Here is a 17,444-nt window from a genome sequence, read left to right on the forward strand (position 1 = left end):
CCGGGCCCCTACAGGAACGTACGGCCCTCGCCCCGGTACGTCGGCACCGTCGCCGTCACCCGGTCGCCCTCGACGAGGTGCAGTTCGGCGAACCGTTCGCACAGCTCGCCGGCCTTGGCGTGCCGGAACCACACCTTGTCGCCGATCAGCAGGTCGTCGACGGGCGAGCCGAGCAACGGCGTCTGCACCTCGCCGGGCCCCTCCTGCGGGTCGTAGCGCAGCCCTTCCGGGAGGTACGGCACCGGCAGCCGGTCCGCGCCGGGCGCGCCCGAGGCCGGGTAACCGCCGCCGAGGACCGTCACCACCCCGACCCCGGGGCGCCGGACGACGGGCAGGGCGAACAGCGCCGCCGGACGCCCGCGGAAGGACGTGTAGTTGTCGAAGAGACGGGGGACGTACAGCCCGGAGCCGGCCGCGATCTCCGTGACGGCGTCCTCGGCGGCGGTGTGCTGGACGCTGCCCGTGCCGCCGCCGTTCACGAACTCCAGGTCCGGCACCAGGGCCCGTACCGCCCGCACTGCCGCGGCCCGCCGCTCGGCGAGTTCCCGGCGCGCGGCCGCCTGCATCAGCCGGACGGCACGCGAGCGCAGCGGGCGCCCCGCGAGCGCGTCGCCCACGCCCGCGATGTGCCCCTCGTACGCCATGATCCCCACGAGCCGGAACCCGGGACGCCGGGCCACCGTGCGGGCCATGTCGGCGATCTGCGCGGGCGAGTGCAGCGGGGAGCGGCGCGCCCCGACGCGCACGCGCCCGCCGAGCAGTTTCAGCGAGGTGTCCAACTCCAGGCACACGCGCACCACTTCGCGTCCGCCGTCGCGCGCGGCGTCGATGAGGTCGAGCTGCGCCGGGTCGTCGACCATCACGGTGACGGCGGCGGCGAGTTTCGGGTCGCCGGCGAGTTCGCCGAAGCCGGCGCGGTCGGCCGACGGATAGGCCAGGAGCACGTCGTCGAACCCGGAGCGGGCCAGCCACAGGGACTCGGTGAGGGTGAACGACATCAGGCCCGCGAACCCGTCCCGGTCCAGGACGCGCTCCAGCAGGGCCCGGCAGCGCACGGACTTGCTCGCGACCCGCACGGGCTTGCCGCCGGCCCGGCGCAGGAGGTCGTCCGCGTTCGCGTCGAAGGCGTCCAGATCCACGATCGCGACCGGGGCGTCGAGATGGGCGGTGGCCCGGTCGAAACGGGCCCGGTCGGCGGCGCGCGCAGTCATGAACGAAGCCTGCCAGACAGGATTACCGCAGGGTAGGGGGACGTTCCGGGCAGATGCCCCGGGGCCGCGGACTGGTTCCCGTACGGGTGCGGGCAACCCGTAGAGTGACGCGCACGTGCGGCACGACGATTCCGGCCGGGATCTGAGCCGGGATGGCCATTCGTTCGTACGGGTATGCGTGCCCGGTGGACGAGACCGTCCGTGCCGGGCAGGGCGACTGGCAGGGCCCGCGTACGAGGGAACGGCCCGGGCACGAGGAAACGGGGGGTGCATGAGCACGGAAGCACGCCACGCCCCCGTCCCACCGCGGCCGGCGGCCCCGCCCCGCCCGGCCTCGGCCGACCCCCGCCCCGACGACTCCACGACCCCACCGGGGAACGCCGCGGCCGGAGAGGCCGGGGCGGCCGGCCCGGGGGAGCGGGGGGCAGGACCCGGTTCCGGCACGTCCGTACGCTCCGGCGCCGAGGGCGGGGCCGGGATCCTCGGCGTCGCGAGGGGCGCCGGGGGTGAGCCCGGTGCCGGTGCCGAGGCTGGTTCCAGGGGCGCCGTATGGGGTGTGGTGGCCGGTGGGCCCGGCCGGGCGACGCGTGGGGCCGCAGTGGGTTCGGCCGCCGCTGGGGCCGCCGCCGCGAGTTCGCGCGAGCGGGTCCGCGGCGCGTCCGGGCACGCCGACCCGGCGGCACGGGCCGTTCCCGACTCCGGTCGCGCCGCGGCCTCCCCGGAGAGGGGCCGTGTTCCTCGGCCCCTCCCTGAAACCGGCGACACCGGATCCGGAATGGGATCCGGCAGTGGCAGTGGCAGTGGCAGTGGCAGTGGCAGTGGCAGTGGCAGTAGCACTGGTACTGGTACTGGCACCTACTCCCGGACCGGCACCGGTGCCGGCCGTCCTTCGGTCACGCCGGGCTCGGACCGGGCGCCCGCCGCCCCGGGGTCCCGCCCCCGCTTCCCGGGCTTCCGGCCCCCGCCTCCGCGCGTCGGTGACGCCGAGCGGCAACCCTCGCGCGCCGCCGGCTCCTCCGGTTCTCCCGCGCCCGGCGATGAAGCCCTCCGCCCGGCTCCGCGCACCGGCACGTCCGGTGCGTCCGGTACGCCCGGTGCGCCCGCGCGCCCCGCGGAAGCCTTCGTCCCGCCCCCGCCGCCGGCCTCCGCCCGCTTCCCCGACACCCCGCCCACCGCCGGTCGCGGTGGGTCCGCCGCAGGTCAGGGCTTGGGCGAGGCCGTGCCGGAGACGACCGCGCGCCTGCGCCCCCTCCCCGCCCACCGGCCGCCGACGACACCAGGCGCACCGCCCCGCCCGGCGACCGCACCCCCTGGCGCCGACGCCCCGCACGTCACCACGGCGCCGCCCGGCACCACCCGGACGCCCTCCGCAGCCGTCCCTCCGCCCCCGGCCGCCCCGCCGCGCACCCCAGCGGCACCGGACGCCGCCGTGGCCCCCGACCCGGCCCTGTCGTGGAGCGCCGGCATGGCGCCCGGGGCGTACCTCGGCGCGAGCCGGCCCGTCGTGGCCTTCGGGGAGCCCGAGGGCTACGACGAACGCGGGCGCGGACGGGCGCTCGCAGTTGTCCGGGTGCGTCCGCGGACCGCCTTGGCCGCCGCGTGCGTCGTCCTCGGCATCGGACTCATCGGCGGTGCCGTGACCGGGAGTTGGCTCACCGGCGACTCCGGCGAGGGCGGCGCGGCCGGGACCTTCGCCGGGGCCGGGGAGATGTGGCACAACGTCCCCGTCGACCAGCTGTTCCCGCCCACCGTGGAGGGCCGTGGCGCCGGACCCGGCGGCGCCGACCGCACCTGGACCCGGATCGCCGTGGCGCCGGACGGCGGCTGCGCTGACGCCTTCGACCCGCTGCTGCGCAAGACGCTCGCCCCGGTCGGCTGCGCCCGCCTGCTGCGCGCCACCTACACGGATGCCACCCAGACCTACGTCACCACCGTCGGGATGCTCTTCACCAAGGCCGACGCCGCCACCATGACCGCGCTCGACGCCCGGTTCAAGAAGGCGGGACTCGACCGGCGCACCGACTTCGTACCCCGCCCGTACTCGGCGAAGGGCACCGTCGCCGCGGCCTTCGGCGACAAGCAGCGGGCCTCGTGGACGCTGTCGGTGCTCACCGACGCCCCGGTCGTCGTCTACGCCGTCTCCGGCTGGGCCGACGGCCGCACCGTCGACGCCCCGCAGCCCGCCGCGGACGCGATGCAGCCCGGTGCCACCACGGCCGCGGCCCAGTCGGGCCTCGGGAACGAGGCACAGGGCCTCGCCGACCGCATCGAGCGCGGCTTCCGCAAGACCGTCGGCTCGGCCACGGAGCAGCCCTCGTGAGCGCCAGGGCGCAAGGCACCGCGAAGCCCCCTGCGAGAACCGCTGCGAAGTCCGCTGCGAAAGCCGCCGCCGAAGGCATCCCGAAAGTCGCTGCGGCCGCGGACGGCACGGTCGAAGGGGTTGCGAAAGCAGCTGCCGCCGCGGACGGCACCGCCGAAGCCGCCACGAACGCCCGTGTGAGTGCCGCCGCGCACGCCCGTGCGACAGCCGCCGTGACCACTGCTGTGAGAGCCACCGTGACACCCACCGAGGCGGTCCCCACGTCCGCCGATGCGTCCCCCGCACCCGACGAGACGGCTTCCGTGCCCCGTCAGGTGGCTCCGGCGCCCGGTGGGGTGGCTCCCGCGCCCGGTGGGGTGGCTTCCGCGCCCCGTCAGGTGGCTCCGGCGCCCGGTGGGGTGGCCCCCACGTGCGCCGATGCGTCCCCTGCACCCGGCGAGGCAGCTCCCGCGCCCGCCGGGGTGGCTCCGGCGTCCGGTGGGGTGGCTCCCGTCCCCGCCGGGGTGACTCCCGCGCCCGGTGGGGTGGCCCCCAGGTCCGCCGATGCGTCCCCTGCACCCGGCGAGACGGCTTCCGCGCCCCGTCAGGTGGCTCCGGCGCCCGGTGGGGTGGCTTCCGTGCCCGCCGGGGTGGCTCCCGCGCCCGGTGGGGTGGCCCCCACGTGCGCCGATGCGTCCCCTGCACCCGGCGAGGCAGCTCCCGCGCCCGCCGGGGTGGCTCCGGCGCCCGGTGGGGTGGCTCCCGTCCCCGCCGGGGTGACTCCCGCGCCCAGTGGGGCAGCTCCCGTGCCCAGCGAGGCGGCCCCGGCACCCGCCGATGCGCCCCCCGCGCGGACCGCCCCGCGCCCCGTCGCGACCCGTGACCTGCGCGAGCCCCGACGGGCCCGCCGGATCGGCCGGTCCGGGCGGTACGGGCGGGGCGGCGCGGTCCGCGGCACCGGCGCGCTGAGCGTGCTGCTCGCCACCGTGCTCGCCCTCGTCCCGTCCACCGCCGCCCACGCCGACGGCATCCGGGCCCAGCAGTGGGCCCTGGACGCCATGCACACGCAGGAGGCCTGGCGCACCACCAAGGGCAAGGGCATCACCGTCGCCGTCCTGGACACCGGCGTGGAGGCCGACCACCCCGACCTGGTCGGCAACGTCCTGCCCGCCAAGGACCTGATCGACTTCGGCGCCGAACGCGGCGACCGGGCCTGGGCCCGCCACGGCACCGCCATGGCCGGCATCATCGCGGGTCACGGCCACGGCCCCGGCCACGCCGACGGCGTCATGGGCGTCGCCCCGCAGGCGCGGATCCTGCCCGTCCGGGTGATCCTCGAGGACGGCGACTCCGCCCGTGCCCGCGCCCGTGCCAGCCGGGGCAACGCCCTCGCCGACGGCATCCGCTGGGCCGCCGACCACGGCGCCGACGTCATCAACCTCTCCCTCGGCGACGACTCCGCCTCCGCCCACCCGGAGCCCGGCGAGGACGCGGCCGTCCAGTACGCGCTGAAGAAGGGCGCCGTCGTCGTCGCCTCCGCGGGCAACGGCGGCGAGAAGGGCGATCACATCTCCTACCCGGCCGCCTATCCGGGCGTGATCGCCGCGGCCGCCGTCGACCGCTACGGCACCCGCGCGTCCTTCTCCACCCGCCGCTGGTACGCCGCCGTCAGCGCGCCCGGCGTCGACATCGTGATCGCCGATCCCGACCACAGGTACTACGAAGGCTGGGGCACGAGCGCGGCCTCGGCCTTCGTCTCCGGCGCGGTCGCCCTGGTCAAGGCCGCCCACCCCGGTCTGACGCCCGCCCAGATCAAGCGGCTCCTGGAGGACACGGCACGGGACGCCCCGGTCGACGGCCGTGACGACTCCCGTGGCTTCGGCTTCGTCGACCCCGCCGCCGCCATCCGCGCCGCGGGCCGCCTCCAGCCGGGGGACCTGCACGCGGCCGCCTACGGCGACAAGTACTTCGGCCCCGGCCCGGCCACCGCCTCGGCGGCCGGCGACGCGGCCGACTGGGCCGGCCCTCTCGCGGGCGGCGTCGGCGGAGTGCTGCTGGTCGCCGCGGTCGTCCTGTGGCGGGGCCGCCGCGAGGAACACGACGGCTTCTGACATCGAACGGCCCGGCCGGCGGATCCGTCGCGCCCCCGCGCCCCGCAAACCAAAGCGCCGGGGCGCCGGGACCCCCGCCTCACACACCCCCGCCTCACACACCCCCGGCGAACACCGACACCGCCGCCCGGGCCGCCGACTCGACCAGGGCGACGCCCTGCTCCTTCGTAGCGTTGCCGTGCGACAGCGCGGCCACCAGGCGGGTGCCCCCGGCGGCCGTCACCCGCCCGACGCTGTGGACGACCCACAGCCCGGTCGCGCTCCGCGGCAGCCAGCCGTTCTTCAGGGCCCACGCGGAGCCGTCCGCGGCGGCGGACACCCCCCAGTCCTGGCCCTCGGCGATCCGCTCCATCAGGCCCTGGAGGTACGTCCGCGAGGCCGCGCTCAGCTCCGAGTCGTCCCCGAACACCTGCCGGAGCAGGGTCAGCTGGTCGGCGGCGGTGGTCCGGGTCAGCCCCCACAGCCCGCCGTCACCCCCCGTGGTGCCGGTGAGCCCGAAGCGCGCGTGGGCCGCGTCGAGCCCGGCGGCCCCGCCGATGCTCCGCCACAGCGCCGACGCGGAGTCGTTGTCGCTGTGCCCGATCATCGCGGCGGCGTACGCCCTCTCCCGCGCCGTCAGCCCTCGGCCCGCGTCCTGCGCCTGGAGCAGCAGGGCCGCCAGGATGCCGACCTTGACGACGCTCGCCGTGACGAAGGTCCCCTCGCCGTACCCGGCGCTCCGCCCGGATTCCGCGTCCAGGACCGCCACGGACACCGCCGCGCCCTCCGGCACGGCCACCTGCCTCATCGCCGCGGCCAGCCGCGCCCCCGGATCCCCAGGGTTCCCCGCGCAACCCACGGGATCCGTCACCGCACACACCGCACACCTCCCCGCTCACCGGGCCGCCGACGCAGGGCCCGGCGTCGCCGACCACGACACGGCGGCCCGCACCCCTCGGTCCCCACCTTCCCAGGGCCCGCAGCAGGCGCGCGGCACCCCCCGGATAGGGTCGGGACCGTGGCGAACAAGAACATTCCCGACCCCGGCTACTCCGGCGACGACGGCTCCGCCGACCCCGGGCTGAGCGCGGCGCTCGCCGCCTGGGCCGAGGACCGCACCGCCGTGGGCCCCGTCCTGGAGGCGCTCGAGGGCGCCCGGCTGCTCGTTCCCGTCGTGGCCGTGCTCGGCGAGGTGGAGGAGGACGAGAACGGGCTGCGCCGCGAGAAGACCAGCGACATGGCCGTCCCCACGATGAAGGCCGGTCACCGCACGGCGCTGCCCGCCTTCACCTCCACCGACTCCCTGGCCCGCTGGGACCCGGGGGCCCGCCCCGTCGCCGTACCCCTGCACCAGGCGCTGGAGGCCGCCGCGCACGAACGGGCGGACACGGTCGTCCTGGACATGGCCGGACCGGTCCCCTTCGAGCTGACCGGGCCCGCGCTGCTCGCGCTCGCCGAGGGGCGGACGACGGCGGATCCGCTCGCCGACCCGGCCGTCGTGGCGGCGGTGCGGGACGCCGTGGCCGCCGAGCCGGGCGTGCTCCGCGCGCACCTGGGGCCGGGGGAGGCCGACGGCACCCTCGCCCTCGTCCTCGACCCCTCCGCGGCCCCCGCCGAGACCGCCCGGGCCGTCGCGGAGAACCTCGCCGCCAGCGAGACGCTGCGGGCCCGCCTGGTGCGCGGCCTCGACCTGGCACTGCTGCCGGCCGGGGCGACGCCGCCGGGCGAGCCTCTGTACGTGAAGGAGTAGGACGGCCTCAGCCGGCCCGGCCCGCTTCAGTCCACCGCGTGAGCCGCCCGCTCGTCTCGTCCCGCCGGTTCGTTCCGCGGTCCGTGCCGCCGGTTCGTCCCGCCGGCCCGGCCCGGCCCGGCGCGGCGCCGGTCCGACCCGCGGTCCGTGCCGCCACTCCGTCCGGTCGGTGCTTCCCGGCCGGGGAGGCCCGCCTCAGCCGTAGACCGGCCCGGTGTACTTCTCACCCGGGCCCTGGCCCGGCTCGTCCGGGACGACCGACGCCTCGCGGAACGCCAGCTGCAGCGACTTCAGGCCGTCGCGCAGCGGCGCCGCGTGGAAGGAGCTGATCTCGGTCGCGCTCGCGTCCAGCAGGCCCGCGAGGGCGGTCACCAGCTTGCGGGCCTCGTCCAGGTCCTTGTACTTGTCGCCCTCCTCGGTCAGACCGAGCTTCACGGCGGCGGCGCTCATCAGGTTGACGGCGACCGTCACGATCACCTCGACCGCGGGGACCTCGGCGATGTCGCGGGCCATGGCGTCGAAGTCGGCGTTCTCAGGAGGGGTCTCACTCATGGCGCACACGATAGGCGGTCGCGGGGGCGGCTCCTCAATTAGCCCTTGTCAAGCGATACTGCTAACCTTGTTCACGACCGGCCGGACACCGATGTGTGCTCGGCCCACAAGTGGAGGCTCCGATCTCCCACCCGACCGTCCCCCGGGACGGCGGGTCACCCGGTCAGACGGCCACCATCGTTCCGTACGGACGATGGAGCCGTCCGAATCGCGCCCCGCGGCCATCGCGGCGGTGCTCCGGTAGCAATGGGAGCCCCGCCTGTGATCGTCCCGGGGCATTTTTACTGCTTCGGCGCGGTTGGTCTATCGAACACAGTTGTACGCGGCAGTCCGCCAGGCCGTCGCGTGGTGCTACCGAGGAGGATCCATCAGCGCCGAGCCCCGCATCAACGACCGGATTCGCGTTCCCGAGGTGCGACTTGTCGGTCCCAGTGGCGAGCAGGTCGGCATCGTGCCGCTTGCCAAGGCCCTGGAGCTTGCGCAGGAGTACGACCTGGACCTGGTCGAGGTCGCGGCGAACGCCCGTCCGCCCGTGTGCAAGCTCATGGACTACGGGAAGTTCAAGTACGAGTCGGCCATGAAGGCCCGTGAGGCGCGCAAGAACCAGGCGCACACGGTCATCAAGGAGATGAAGCTCCGGCCGAAGATCGACCCGCACGACTATGACACCAAGAAGGGTCACGTCGTCCGGTTCCTCAAGCAGGGCGACAAGGTCAAGATCACGATCATGTTCCGTGGTCGCGAGCAGTCCCGGCCCGAGCTGGGCTACCGGCTGCTGCAGCGGCTCGCGGAGGACGTCCAGGACCTCGGCTTCGTGGAGTCGAACCCGAAGCAGGACGGCCGAAACATGATCATGGTCCTCGGTCCGCACAAGAAGAAGACCGAGGCGATGGCCGAGGCCCGCCAGGCGCAGGAGGCCCGCAAGGCCGAAGCGAAGGCGAACCCCGGTCGTTCGCAGAACGCCGCCGACGCCCAGTCCGAAGAGGCTCCGGCCGAGGCTTCCGCCGAGGCGTGATCCCCGGGACACCCGTCCCAGGACGTAACCGATACAAGCGACGCTCCACCGTGCCCGGTTTCACGACCGGGCACCGGAGCGCCACCGACGAGGAGAGAACGGCGCTATGCCGAAGAACAAGTCGCACAGCGGTGCCAGCAAGCGCTTCAAGATCACCGGCTCCGGCAAGGTGCTCCGTGAGCGCGCCGGCAAGCGCCACCTGCTCGAGCACAAGTCGTCCCGCGTGACGCGTCGCCTCACCGGCAACGCCGAGATGGCCCCGGGCGACGCCGCGAAGATCAAGAAGCTTCTCGGCAAGTGACGCCGCGGCGCCGCCTGAGCGCCGTACGTCTGGACCGGGACCCAATCGTTTCCGGGCCGTGTGACGACACCCACGGCCCCGCTACAAGGAGTTAATCAAGTGGCACGCGTCAAGCGGGCAGTCAACGCCCACAAGAAGCGCCGGGCGATCCTCGAGCAGGCCTCCGGCTACCGCGGTCAGCGTTCGCGCCTCTACCGCAAGGCCAAGGAGCAGGTCACCCACTCGCTGGTCTACAACTACAACGACCGGAAGAAGCGCAAGGGCGACTTCCGTCAGCTGTGGATCCAGCGCATCAACGCCGCCGCCCGCGCCAACGGCATGACCTACAACCGCTTCATCCAGGGTCTGAAGGCCGCCAACGTCGAGGTCGACCGCAAGATCCTGGCCGAGCTGGCCGTCAACGACGCCGGTGCGTTCGCCGCGCTGGTCGAGGTCGCCCAGAAGGCGCTGCCGAGCGACGTCAACGCGCCCAAGGCTGCGTGACGCCCCCCCGGCCAGACGCCGACGTGACGTAGGGACCCGCAGGCCGGACAGGTCTGCGGGTCCCCTTGTGTCCGAAACAGCTGTCCGAAGCAGCCGCGAAGGTGAACCCATGCCCCCCGCCAGCCCCGAGCTGATCTCCCCCCGCTCGCCCCGTGTCGGCGCCGCCCGGCGGCTCGCCAAGCGGAACTTCCGGGGCAAGGAGCGGCTGTTCCTCGCGGAGGGCCCGCAGGCCGTGCGGGAGGCGGCCGCGCACCGCGTCGACGGCACCCCGACTCTCGTCGAGCTGTTCACCACCGTGGAGGCCGCCGAGCGGTACGCCGACCTCATCGGCGAGGCCCGCGCCGCCGGCGCCCGGGTGCACCTCGCCGCCGAGCAGGTCATCGCCGACATCTCCACCACCGTCACCCCGCAGGGCCTGGTCGGCGTCTGCCGCTTCGTCGACACCCCGTTCGAGGAGATCCTCGGCGCCCGCCCCCGCCTCGTCGCCGTCCTCGCGCACGTCCGCGACCCGGGGAACGCCGGCACCGTCCTGCGCTGCGCCGACGCCGCCGGCGCCGACGCCGTCGTCCTCACCGACGCCTCCGTCGACCTGTACAACCCCAAGGCGGTCCGTGCCTCCGTCGGCTCGCTGTTCCACCTGCCCGTGGCCGTGGGCGTCCCCGTGGAGCAGGCGGTGGCGGGCCTGAAGGCCGCTGGGGTCCGCGTCCTCGCCGCCGACGGCGCCGGTCCCCACGACCTCGACGACGAGCTCGACCGGGGCACCATGGGCGGCCCCACCGCCTGGGTCTTCGGCAACGAGGCCTGGGGCCTGCCGGAGGAGACCCGCAGCCTCGCAGACGCCGTGGTCCGAGTCCCGATCCACGGAAAGGCCGAGAGTCTGAACCTCGCCACCGCCGCGGCCGTATGTCTCTACGCGTCGGCGCGTGCACAGCGGGCCTGACGGAGGGTGCCGCTCCGTCACCGAGAGCTAGTAGGGTGACCAGCCCGGGGGCGTCCCCCCAGGCTTCCGCTCCGCTCGGACACGGCGCGGGGGCACTCCCGGTGCAGGCTGAGAGGTGGGGTACGGGGATGAGCGTCGGCACGAGCAGCGCACCGGGCACACGGGACGCGCGCCCCGCGTCCACGCCCCGGCACGGTGACCCCGCCGGTCTCGGCATCGATCCCGACGACCTGCCCGACGGCCTGGTGATCGCCGACGAGCGGGGACGCGTCATCTGCTTCAACGCCGCCGCCGCCCGCATCACGGCCGTGCCCGCCGAGGAGGCCCTCGGCCGGCGGCTGGAGAGGGCGCTGCCGTTAGAGGACCTCGAGGGCCGGCGCTGGTGGCAGCTGACCGACCCCTACGGCGGCCTGGCCATCCGGGTCGGACAGCCCGAGCGCAACCTCCTGCTGCACGGCGGGCGGGAGGTCCTGGTCTCGGCGAAGTACGTGCGTACCCGCCCCACCGGCCCCGTCCGCCGCGTCGTCGTCTCGCTGCGCGACACCGAGGCCCGCCGTCGCACCGAGCGCAGCCACGCCGAGCTGATCGCCACCGTGGCGCACGAGCTGCGCTCCCCACTGACCTCCGTCAAGGGCTTCACCGCCACCCTGCTCGCCAAGTGGGAGAGGTTCACCGACGACCAGAAGCGCCTGATGCTGGAGACCGTCGACGCCGACGCCGACCGCGTCACCCGGCTGATCGCCGAGCTGCTCGACATCTCCCGCATCGACTCCGGCCGGCTGGAGGTGCGCCGCCAGCTGATCGACATAGGCGCCGCGGTCGGCCGGCACATCCAGGCGTACGTCGCCGCCGGACAGCCGGCCGACCGCTTCCTGCTGCGCATCGAGCAGCCGCTGCCCGCCCTGTGGGCCGACCCCGACAAGATCGACCAGGTGCTCAGCAACCTGATCGAAAATGCCGTGCGGCACGGTGAGGGAACCGTCACCATAGACATCACGCCCTCGGTGTCCCCGCGCGACGGGGAAGAGGAAGAGAACACCGCCACGTCGGTCACGGTGAGCGACGAGGGCCCCGGCATCCCGGAGGAGTCCATGAACCGCGTCTTCACCCGCTTCTGGCGGGGCAGCAAGCGCGGCGGCACCGGCCTCGGGCTCTACATCGTCAAGGGCATCGTCGAGGTGCACGGCGGCACCATCACGGTCGGACGCGCCCCCGGCGGCGGCGCGCAGTTCCGATTTACCCTGCCCGTGGGCACCCCGGCACACCTGCTCTGAGCACCGGCCGAGGCCCCACGGGCGCATCACCTTGACCCGGCCCCGTTAGACTCGGCCTTTGGCACCTTTGCGTCCCAAAAACAGGGATGGCCCGTCTCGCCATCGAAGACGGTCCGTCCAAGAGTCGCTGACGGGACCTCCAGCCAGCCAATCGGAAGCACGGGAAGAGATGTCGGCACCCAATAAGTCGTACGACCCAGTCGAGGTCGAGGCGTTGAAACCGGAAGAGATCGAGCGCATGCGGGACGAGGCGCTCGCCGCCTTCGCCGCCGCGGACTCCCTCGACGCGCTCCACGAGGCCAAGGTCGCCCACACCGGCCCCGCCTCCCCGCTGGCTCTCGCCAACCGCGAGATCGGCGCCCTGCCCCCGCACGCCAAGGCCGACGCCGGCAAGCGCGTGGGCCAGGCCCGCGGCGCGGTGAACAAGGGCCTCGCCGCCCGCCAGACCGAGCTGGAGGCGGAACGCGACGCCCGGGTGCTGGTCGAGGAGGACGTCGACGTCACGCTGCCGTACGACCGCGTCCCCTCCGGCGCCCGGCACCCGCTCACCACGCTCTCCGAGCGCATCGAGGACATCTTCGTGGCCATGGGCTACGAGGTCGCCGAGGGCCCGGAGGTCGAGGCCGAGTGGTTCAACTTCGACGCCCTCAACATCGGCCCGGACCACCCGGCCCGCGGCGAGGCCGACACGTTCTTCGTGCAGACCCCCGCGGGTGACGGCGGCACCGAGTCCGGCGTCGTGCTGCGCACCCACACCTCGCCCGTCCAGATCCGCTCCCTGCTCGACCGTGAACTGCCGGTCTACGTGATCTGCCCCGGCCGCGTGTACCGCACGGACGAACTGGACGCCACCCACACGCCCGTCTTCCACCAGGTCGAGCTGCTCGCCGTCGACGAGGGCCTGACCATGGCCGACCTCAAGGGCACCCTGGACCACATGGTCCAGTCGCTCTTCGGCGAGGGCATGAAGACCCGCCTGCGGCCGAACTTCTTCCCCTTCACCGAGCCGAGCGCCGAGATGGACATGCTCTGCTACGTGTGCAAGGGCGAGTCCGTCGGCAACCCCGACCGCCCCTGCCGCACCTGCTCGTCCGAGGGCTGGATCGAGCTCGGCGGCTGCGGCATGGTCAACCCGCGGGTTCTCACCGCCTGCGGCGTCGACCCGGAGAAGTACAGCGGCTTCGCCTTCGGGTTCGGCATCGAGCGGATGCTGATGTTCCGCCACAACGTCGAGGACATGCGAGACATGGTCGAGGGTGACGTCCGGTTCACCCGGCCGTTCGGGATGGAGATCTGATGCGGGTCCCGCTTTCTTGGCTGCGGGAGTACGTCGACCTGCCGGCGACCGAGTCCGGGCGCGACGTCCAGGCCAAGCTCATTTCGGCCGGTCTGGAGGTCGAGACCGTCGAGCAGCTCGGTGCCGACCTCAAGGGGCCGCTGGTCGTCGGCCAGGTGCTGACCATCGAGGAGCTGGAGGGCTTCAAGAAGCCGATCCGCTTCTGCACCGTCGACGTCGGGCAGGCCAACGGAACGGGTGAACCGCAGGAGATCGTCTGCGGCGCCCGCAACTTCGCCGTCGGCGACAAGGTCGTCGTGGTCCTGCCGGGCGCGGTGCTGCCCGGCGGCTTCGCGATCTCCGCGCGCAAGACCTACGGCAAGACCTCCCACGGCATGATCTGCTCCAGCGACGAGCTGGGCATGGGCGACGACGGCACCCACGGCATCATCGTGCTGCCGCCGGAGACCGAGGTCGGCAAGGACGCGATCGAGCTGCTGGAACTGGTCGACGAGGTGCTGGACATCGCCGTCACCGCCAACCGCGGCGACTGCCTGTCCATCCGCGGCGTCGCCCGCGAGACCGCCATCGCCTACGGCCTGCCGCTGCGCGACCCGGCCCTGATCGACGTACCCGCCCCGAACGCCTTCGGCTACCCGGTCCAGGTCTCCGAACCCTTCGGCTGCGACCGCTTCACCGCCCGGACCGTCACCGGCCTGAGCCCCGAGGCGCGCTCCCCGATCTGGCTCCAGCGCCGGCTGCAGAAGGTCGGGATGCGCCCGATCTCGCTCGCCGTCGACGTCACGAACTACGTGATGATGGAGCTGGGCCAGCCCCTGCACGCCTACGACCGCAAGCTGATCCAGGGCACGATCGGCGTACGCCGGGCCGCGGAGGGCGAGAAGCTCGCCACCCTCGACGGCGTCGAGCGCACGCTGCACGCCGAGGACCTGGTCATCACCGACGAGCGCGGCCCGATCGGTCTCGCGGGTGTCATGGGCGGCGCCGACACCGAGATCGCCGACCACGAGGACGTGGAGAACGCCACGACCGAGGTGGTCATCGAGGCGGCGCACTTCGACGCCGTGTCGATCGCGCGGACGGCCCGCCGTCACAAGCTGTCCTCGGAGGCGTCCCGGCGCTTCGAGCGGGGCGTGGACCCGCAGGCCGCCTCCGCCGCGGCCCAGCGCACCGTCGACCTGCTCGTGCTCCTCGCGGGTGGCACCGCCGAGGCGGGCGTCACCGAGGTCGTCGCGGCCACCGCGCCGGGCACGATCACCGTCCCGGCCGACCACCCGGACAAGGTCGCGGGCGTCGTGTACGGCCGCGAGACCGTCGTCCGGCGGCTCCAGGAGATCGGCTGCGACGTCTACGGACAGGACGAGCTGGTCGTCACCGTCCCGTCCTGGCGGCCCGACCTGACCGACCCGAACGACCTGGCCGAAGAGGTCATCCGCCTGGAGGGCTACGAGAACCTGCCCTCCACGCTGCCCAAGCCCCCCTCCGGGCGAGGCCTGACCCACCGGCAGCGGCTGCACCGCCGCATCGGCCGGGCCCTGGCCGGCGCGGGCTACGTCGAGGCGCTGAACTACCCGTTCGTCGCCGAGCAGGTCTTCGACCAGTTCGGCCTGGCGGCCGACGACCCGGCGCGCCGCGTCGTCAGGCTGACCAACCCGCTCAACGACGAGGAGCCCGCGCTCCGCACGACGCTGCTGCCCGGCCTGCTGGGCGCCCTGCGCCGCAACGTCGGCCGCGGCTCGCACGATCTGGCCCTGTTCGAGACCGGCCTGGTCTTCCGGCCGCGAGACGAGCAGCGCACCGGCGTGCACCTGCCCGTCGACCGGCGCCCCACCGACAAGGAGATCGCCGAGCTGGACGCCGCGCTGCCCGAGCAGCCGCGCCACGTGGCCGTCGTCCTCACGGGGGCCCGCGAGCAGGCCGGCTGGTGGGGCAGGGGCCGCCCGGCCGACTGGGCCGACGCCGTCGAGGCGGCGCGCTCCGTCGCCGTCGAGGCGGGCGCCGAGCTGGTCGTCCGCAAGGGCCAGTACGGCCCGTGGCACCCGGGCCGCTGCGCCGAGCTGGTGGTCGCCGTGGACGGCACGGAGCGGGTCGTGGGCCACGCGGGCGAGCTGCACCCGCGCGTGGTGAAGGCGCTCGGCCTGCCCGAGCGCACCAGCGCGATGGAGGTGAACCTCGACGTCCTGGAGCAGGTCGGCGACGACACCCCGCAGGCGCCGAGCATCTCCACCTTCCCGGTGGCCACGCAGGACGTCGCCCTGGTCGTCGACAGGCCGGTCCCGCACGCCGAGGTGGAGGCCGCGCTGCGCGAGGGCGCCGGTGAACTGCTGGAGTCCATCCGCCTGTTCGACGTCTACGAGAACGACGAGCAGCTCGGCGAGGGCAGGAAGTCGCTGGCGTACGCGCTGCGCTTCCGCGCGGCGGACCGGACGCTGACGGTCGACGAGGCGTCCGCGGCCCGGGACGCGGCGGTCGCGCTGGCCGCCGATCGCACCGGGGCCGTGCTGCGGAGCTGACGCGGCGGTGCCGCCCGGCCGAGGCGGCGGGCGCGGGGGATCGCGGGGACGACCCGCGGTCCCCCCGCACCCCCGCCCCCGTCGAGAGGCCCGCCGCACAGCCCCTGGGCTGCATAAATGCGGCCTGCCCGAAGATCCCTCACTCGTTCGGGTGGCAACCCCCTCGATCCGGCCCATACCGGGTGCGCGCTCGACAGAATCGGACCGGCCTCTCGGGGCCGGTCTGCGCTGTCAGGGCCTGTATGGGGGGCCATGGGCATGATCCGCATCAAGGCTGGGACCGCGCGCGGCGCGTGGTCCCGTACGGACTCCCGGGCACCCGCCCGGAGAGGGCTTCCAGCGTGGGTGCGGTCGGGCATCCGCCGCCCCGGCCGGGCGCTCCGCGGCCCGTCCGGCCACCGGCCGCCGAGCCGGACCGTCGCCCTGGGGGCGCCCGCGGCCTGGGGCGCCGTGGCGGCCACGTACCGGCTGGCCTGCCCGCTCGCTCAGCAGAGCGGGTTGGGCGCCCGTCTCGTCACCAGCGCCGTCTTCCTCGCCGTGGGTACCGGGCTCGTCCTGCACGTCCGGCGGGTCCTGCTGCGCGAGCTGCGCCGGGCCCACGCGGTCGCGGGCGCCGCCCAGAGCGTGCTGCTGCGGCCGCTGCCGCCCCGTGTCGACGGGCTGAGCGTCGCGGCCGCCCAGCTGTCCGCGGACCGCGGGGCCGCCATCGGCGGCGACCTGTACGAGGTGATCGCCACCGAGCACGGCGTCCGCGTGGTCATGGGGGACGTCCGGGGGCACGGCCTCGGGGCGATCGGCACCGTGGCCGCCGTCCTCGGCAGCTTCCGCGAGGCCGGGTACGACGAGGCCGAACTCGCCGGTGTGCTGCGGCGGCTGGAGCGGGCGCTGGCCAGGCACCTGTGCGAGCGGGCACGCGCCGGACCCGCCCCCGCCGGTGTGGAACCGGAGCACCCCGTGGCCGAGGAGTTCGTCACGGTCCTGCTGCTGGAGATCGACGCCGACGGCGAGATGCGCGCCCTCAACTGCGGGCACCCCTGGCCCTATGTGCTGAGCGGCCCCGGCGTCGGCCCGCTGTCCGGGGCCGAACCCCTGCCCCCGCTCGGCCTGTTCCCCCTGCCGGCCGACCTGTCCGCCCCCTCCGCGGGCCGTCTGCGTCCGGGACAGACCCTGGTCCTCTACACGGACGGCGTCGAGGACGCACGGGACCAGCGGGGCCGCTTCTTCCCCCTGCCCGCGGTCCTGGCCGAGTCGGCGCGGGACCGGCCCCTCTCGCCGCGCACCGTGCTCCGGACCGTCTTCGCCCGGCTCCTGCACCACACCGGAGAACGCCCGGCCGACGACATGGCGGTCCTGGTCCTCCACAACGACCGGCCCCTGCCGACCCGCGCCGGCCCCTCCGGGGCGAGGGAGGCCACCGAGGCGCGGCTGTACCGCGGGGCGCGGCCGGCGCCCACGAACCCGTAGCGGACACCCCATGGACAGCCCCGGCCGCCTGACCCCGCGCCCCGCCGGCCGGCGACGGCCGCGCCGTCCGCCCCGCCACGGAGTGTCGGGCAGGCAGCTGAGCGGACGGCGCGCAAGCGGGCCGCCGCACTGTACGAGGGGGAGCCGGCGGCCCGTGCCGGCCTCTTGCGAGGCATCTCAGTCAACCGGCCGGAAACTCTCCGCGACAGCGCGCGCACAGGGCGGGTTCGCGCACTCCGTTCACACCCCGTGTGA

13 protein-coding genes and 1 pseudogene are annotated in these 17,444 nt (G+C 74.6%); 11 read left to right on the plus strand and 3 right to left on the minus strand.

Annotated elements, in window-relative coordinates:
- Positions 1-8: 8 nt before the first annotated feature.
- Positions 9-1,211, minus strand: a complete 1,203-nt coding sequence (locus tag ACF1A5_RS17345) for an amino acid deaminase/aldolase (protein WP_392193701.1) — start codon at positions 1,209-1,211, stop codon at positions 9-11.
- A gap of 1,207 nt (positions 1,212-2,418) precedes the next feature.
- Between ACF1A5_RS17345 and ACF1A5_RS17350 the strand changes: the two genes are divergently transcribed.
- Entirely contained in the window at positions 2,419-3,531 is a 1,113-nt protein-coding gene (locus ACF1A5_RS17350; RefSeq protein WP_392193702.1) for a hypothetical protein, read from the plus strand.
- Positions 3,532-4,421: 890 nt separating this feature from the next.
- The gene (mycP, locus tag ACF1A5_RS17355) at positions 4,422-5,621 is read left to right on the plus strand and encodes a type VII secretion-associated serine protease mycosin (protein ID WP_392193819.1); all 1,200 of its coding nucleotides are present in this window, start codon (positions 4,422-4,424) and stop codon (positions 5,619-5,621) included.
- A gap of 94 nt (positions 5,622-5,715) precedes the next feature.
- Here mycP and ACF1A5_RS17360 read toward each other — a convergent pair whose 3' ends face one another.
- Positions 5,716-6,408, minus strand: a complete 693-nt coding sequence (locus ACF1A5_RS17360) for a serine hydrolase (RefSeq protein WP_392193703.1) — start codon at positions 6,406-6,408, stop codon at positions 5,716-5,718.
- Between the two features lie 210 nt (positions 6,409-6,618).
- Between ACF1A5_RS17360 and ACF1A5_RS17365 the strand changes: the two genes are divergently transcribed.
- Positions 6,619-7,350 carry an SseB family protein gene (locus ACF1A5_RS17365; RefSeq protein WP_392193704.1) on the plus strand — a complete coding sequence of 244 codons (732 nt, stop codon included), beginning with the start codon at positions 6,619-6,621 and terminating at the stop codon, positions 7,348-7,350.
- A gap of 195 nt (positions 7,351-7,545) precedes the next feature.
- Here the strand turns inward: ACF1A5_RS17365 and ACF1A5_RS17370 are convergent, their stop codons facing one another.
- A complete protein-coding gene (locus tag ACF1A5_RS17370; protein ID WP_356190052.1) occupies positions 7,546-7,902 on the minus strand; it encodes a DUF1844 domain-containing protein in 357 nt (118 codons plus the stop codon).
- A 367-nt stretch (positions 7,903-8,269) separates the two neighbouring features.
- Between ACF1A5_RS17370 and infC the strand changes: the two genes are divergently transcribed.
- The 8 genes and pseudogenes from infC to ACF1A5_RS17410 all read left to right on the plus strand — a co-directional run bounded on the left by infC (position 8,270) and on the right by ACF1A5_RS17410 (position 17,189).
- Positions 8,270-8,917 carry a translation initiation factor IF-3 gene (gene infC / locus ACF1A5_RS17375; protein ID WP_392193820.1) on the plus strand — a complete coding sequence of 216 codons (648 nt, stop codon included), beginning with the start codon at positions 8,270-8,272 and terminating at the stop codon, positions 8,915-8,917.
- Positions 8,918-9,023: 106 nt separating this feature from the next.
- Complete coding sequence (gene rpmI / locus ACF1A5_RS17380; protein WP_003977225.1) at positions 9,024-9,218, plus strand: 50S ribosomal protein L35; 195 nt, start codon at positions 9,024-9,026, stop codon at positions 9,216-9,218.
- Between the two features lie 99 nt (positions 9,219-9,317).
- On the plus strand, positions 9,318-9,701 hold the full coding sequence (gene rplT, locus ACF1A5_RS17385; protein ID WP_003989074.1) for a 50S ribosomal protein L20: 384 nt from the start codon (positions 9,318-9,320) through the stop codon (positions 9,699-9,701).
- Positions 9,702-9,810: 109 nt separating this feature from the next.
- Positions 9,811-10,672: pseudogene (locus ACF1A5_RS17390) on the plus strand (TrmH family RNA methyltransferase).
- A gap of 97 nt (positions 10,673-10,769) precedes the next feature.
- A complete protein-coding gene (locus ACF1A5_RS17395) occupies positions 10,770-11,915 on the plus strand; it encodes an ATP-binding protein (protein WP_392193705.1) in 1,146 nt (381 codons plus the stop codon).
- A gap of 169 nt (positions 11,916-12,084) precedes the next feature.
- The gene (gene pheS, locus ACF1A5_RS17400) at positions 12,085-13,212 is read left to right on the plus strand and encodes a phenylalanine--tRNA ligase subunit alpha (RefSeq protein ID WP_392193706.1); all 1,128 of its coding nucleotides are present in this window, start codon (positions 12,085-12,087) and stop codon (positions 13,210-13,212) included.
- A complete protein-coding gene (gene pheT, locus ACF1A5_RS17405; protein WP_392193707.1) occupies positions 13,212-15,725 on the plus strand; it encodes a phenylalanine--tRNA ligase subunit beta in 2,514 nt (837 codons plus the stop codon). The genes pheS and pheT overlap by 1 nt, the downstream gene beginning before the upstream one ends.
- 345 nt (positions 15,726-16,070) lie before the next feature.
- The gene (locus ACF1A5_RS17410; RefSeq protein WP_392193708.1) at positions 16,071-17,189 is read left to right on the plus strand and encodes a PP2C family protein-serine/threonine phosphatase; all 1,119 of its coding nucleotides are present in this window, start codon (positions 16,071-16,073) and stop codon (positions 17,187-17,189) included.
- The last annotated feature ends 255 nt before the right edge of the window (positions 17,190-17,444 follow it).

The sequence above is a fragment of the Streptomyces sp. NPDC014864 genome (assembly GCF_043081525.1).
In the GTDB taxonomy this organism is placed as follows: Bacteria; Actinomycetota; Actinomycetes; order Streptomycetales; family Streptomycetaceae; genus Streptomyces.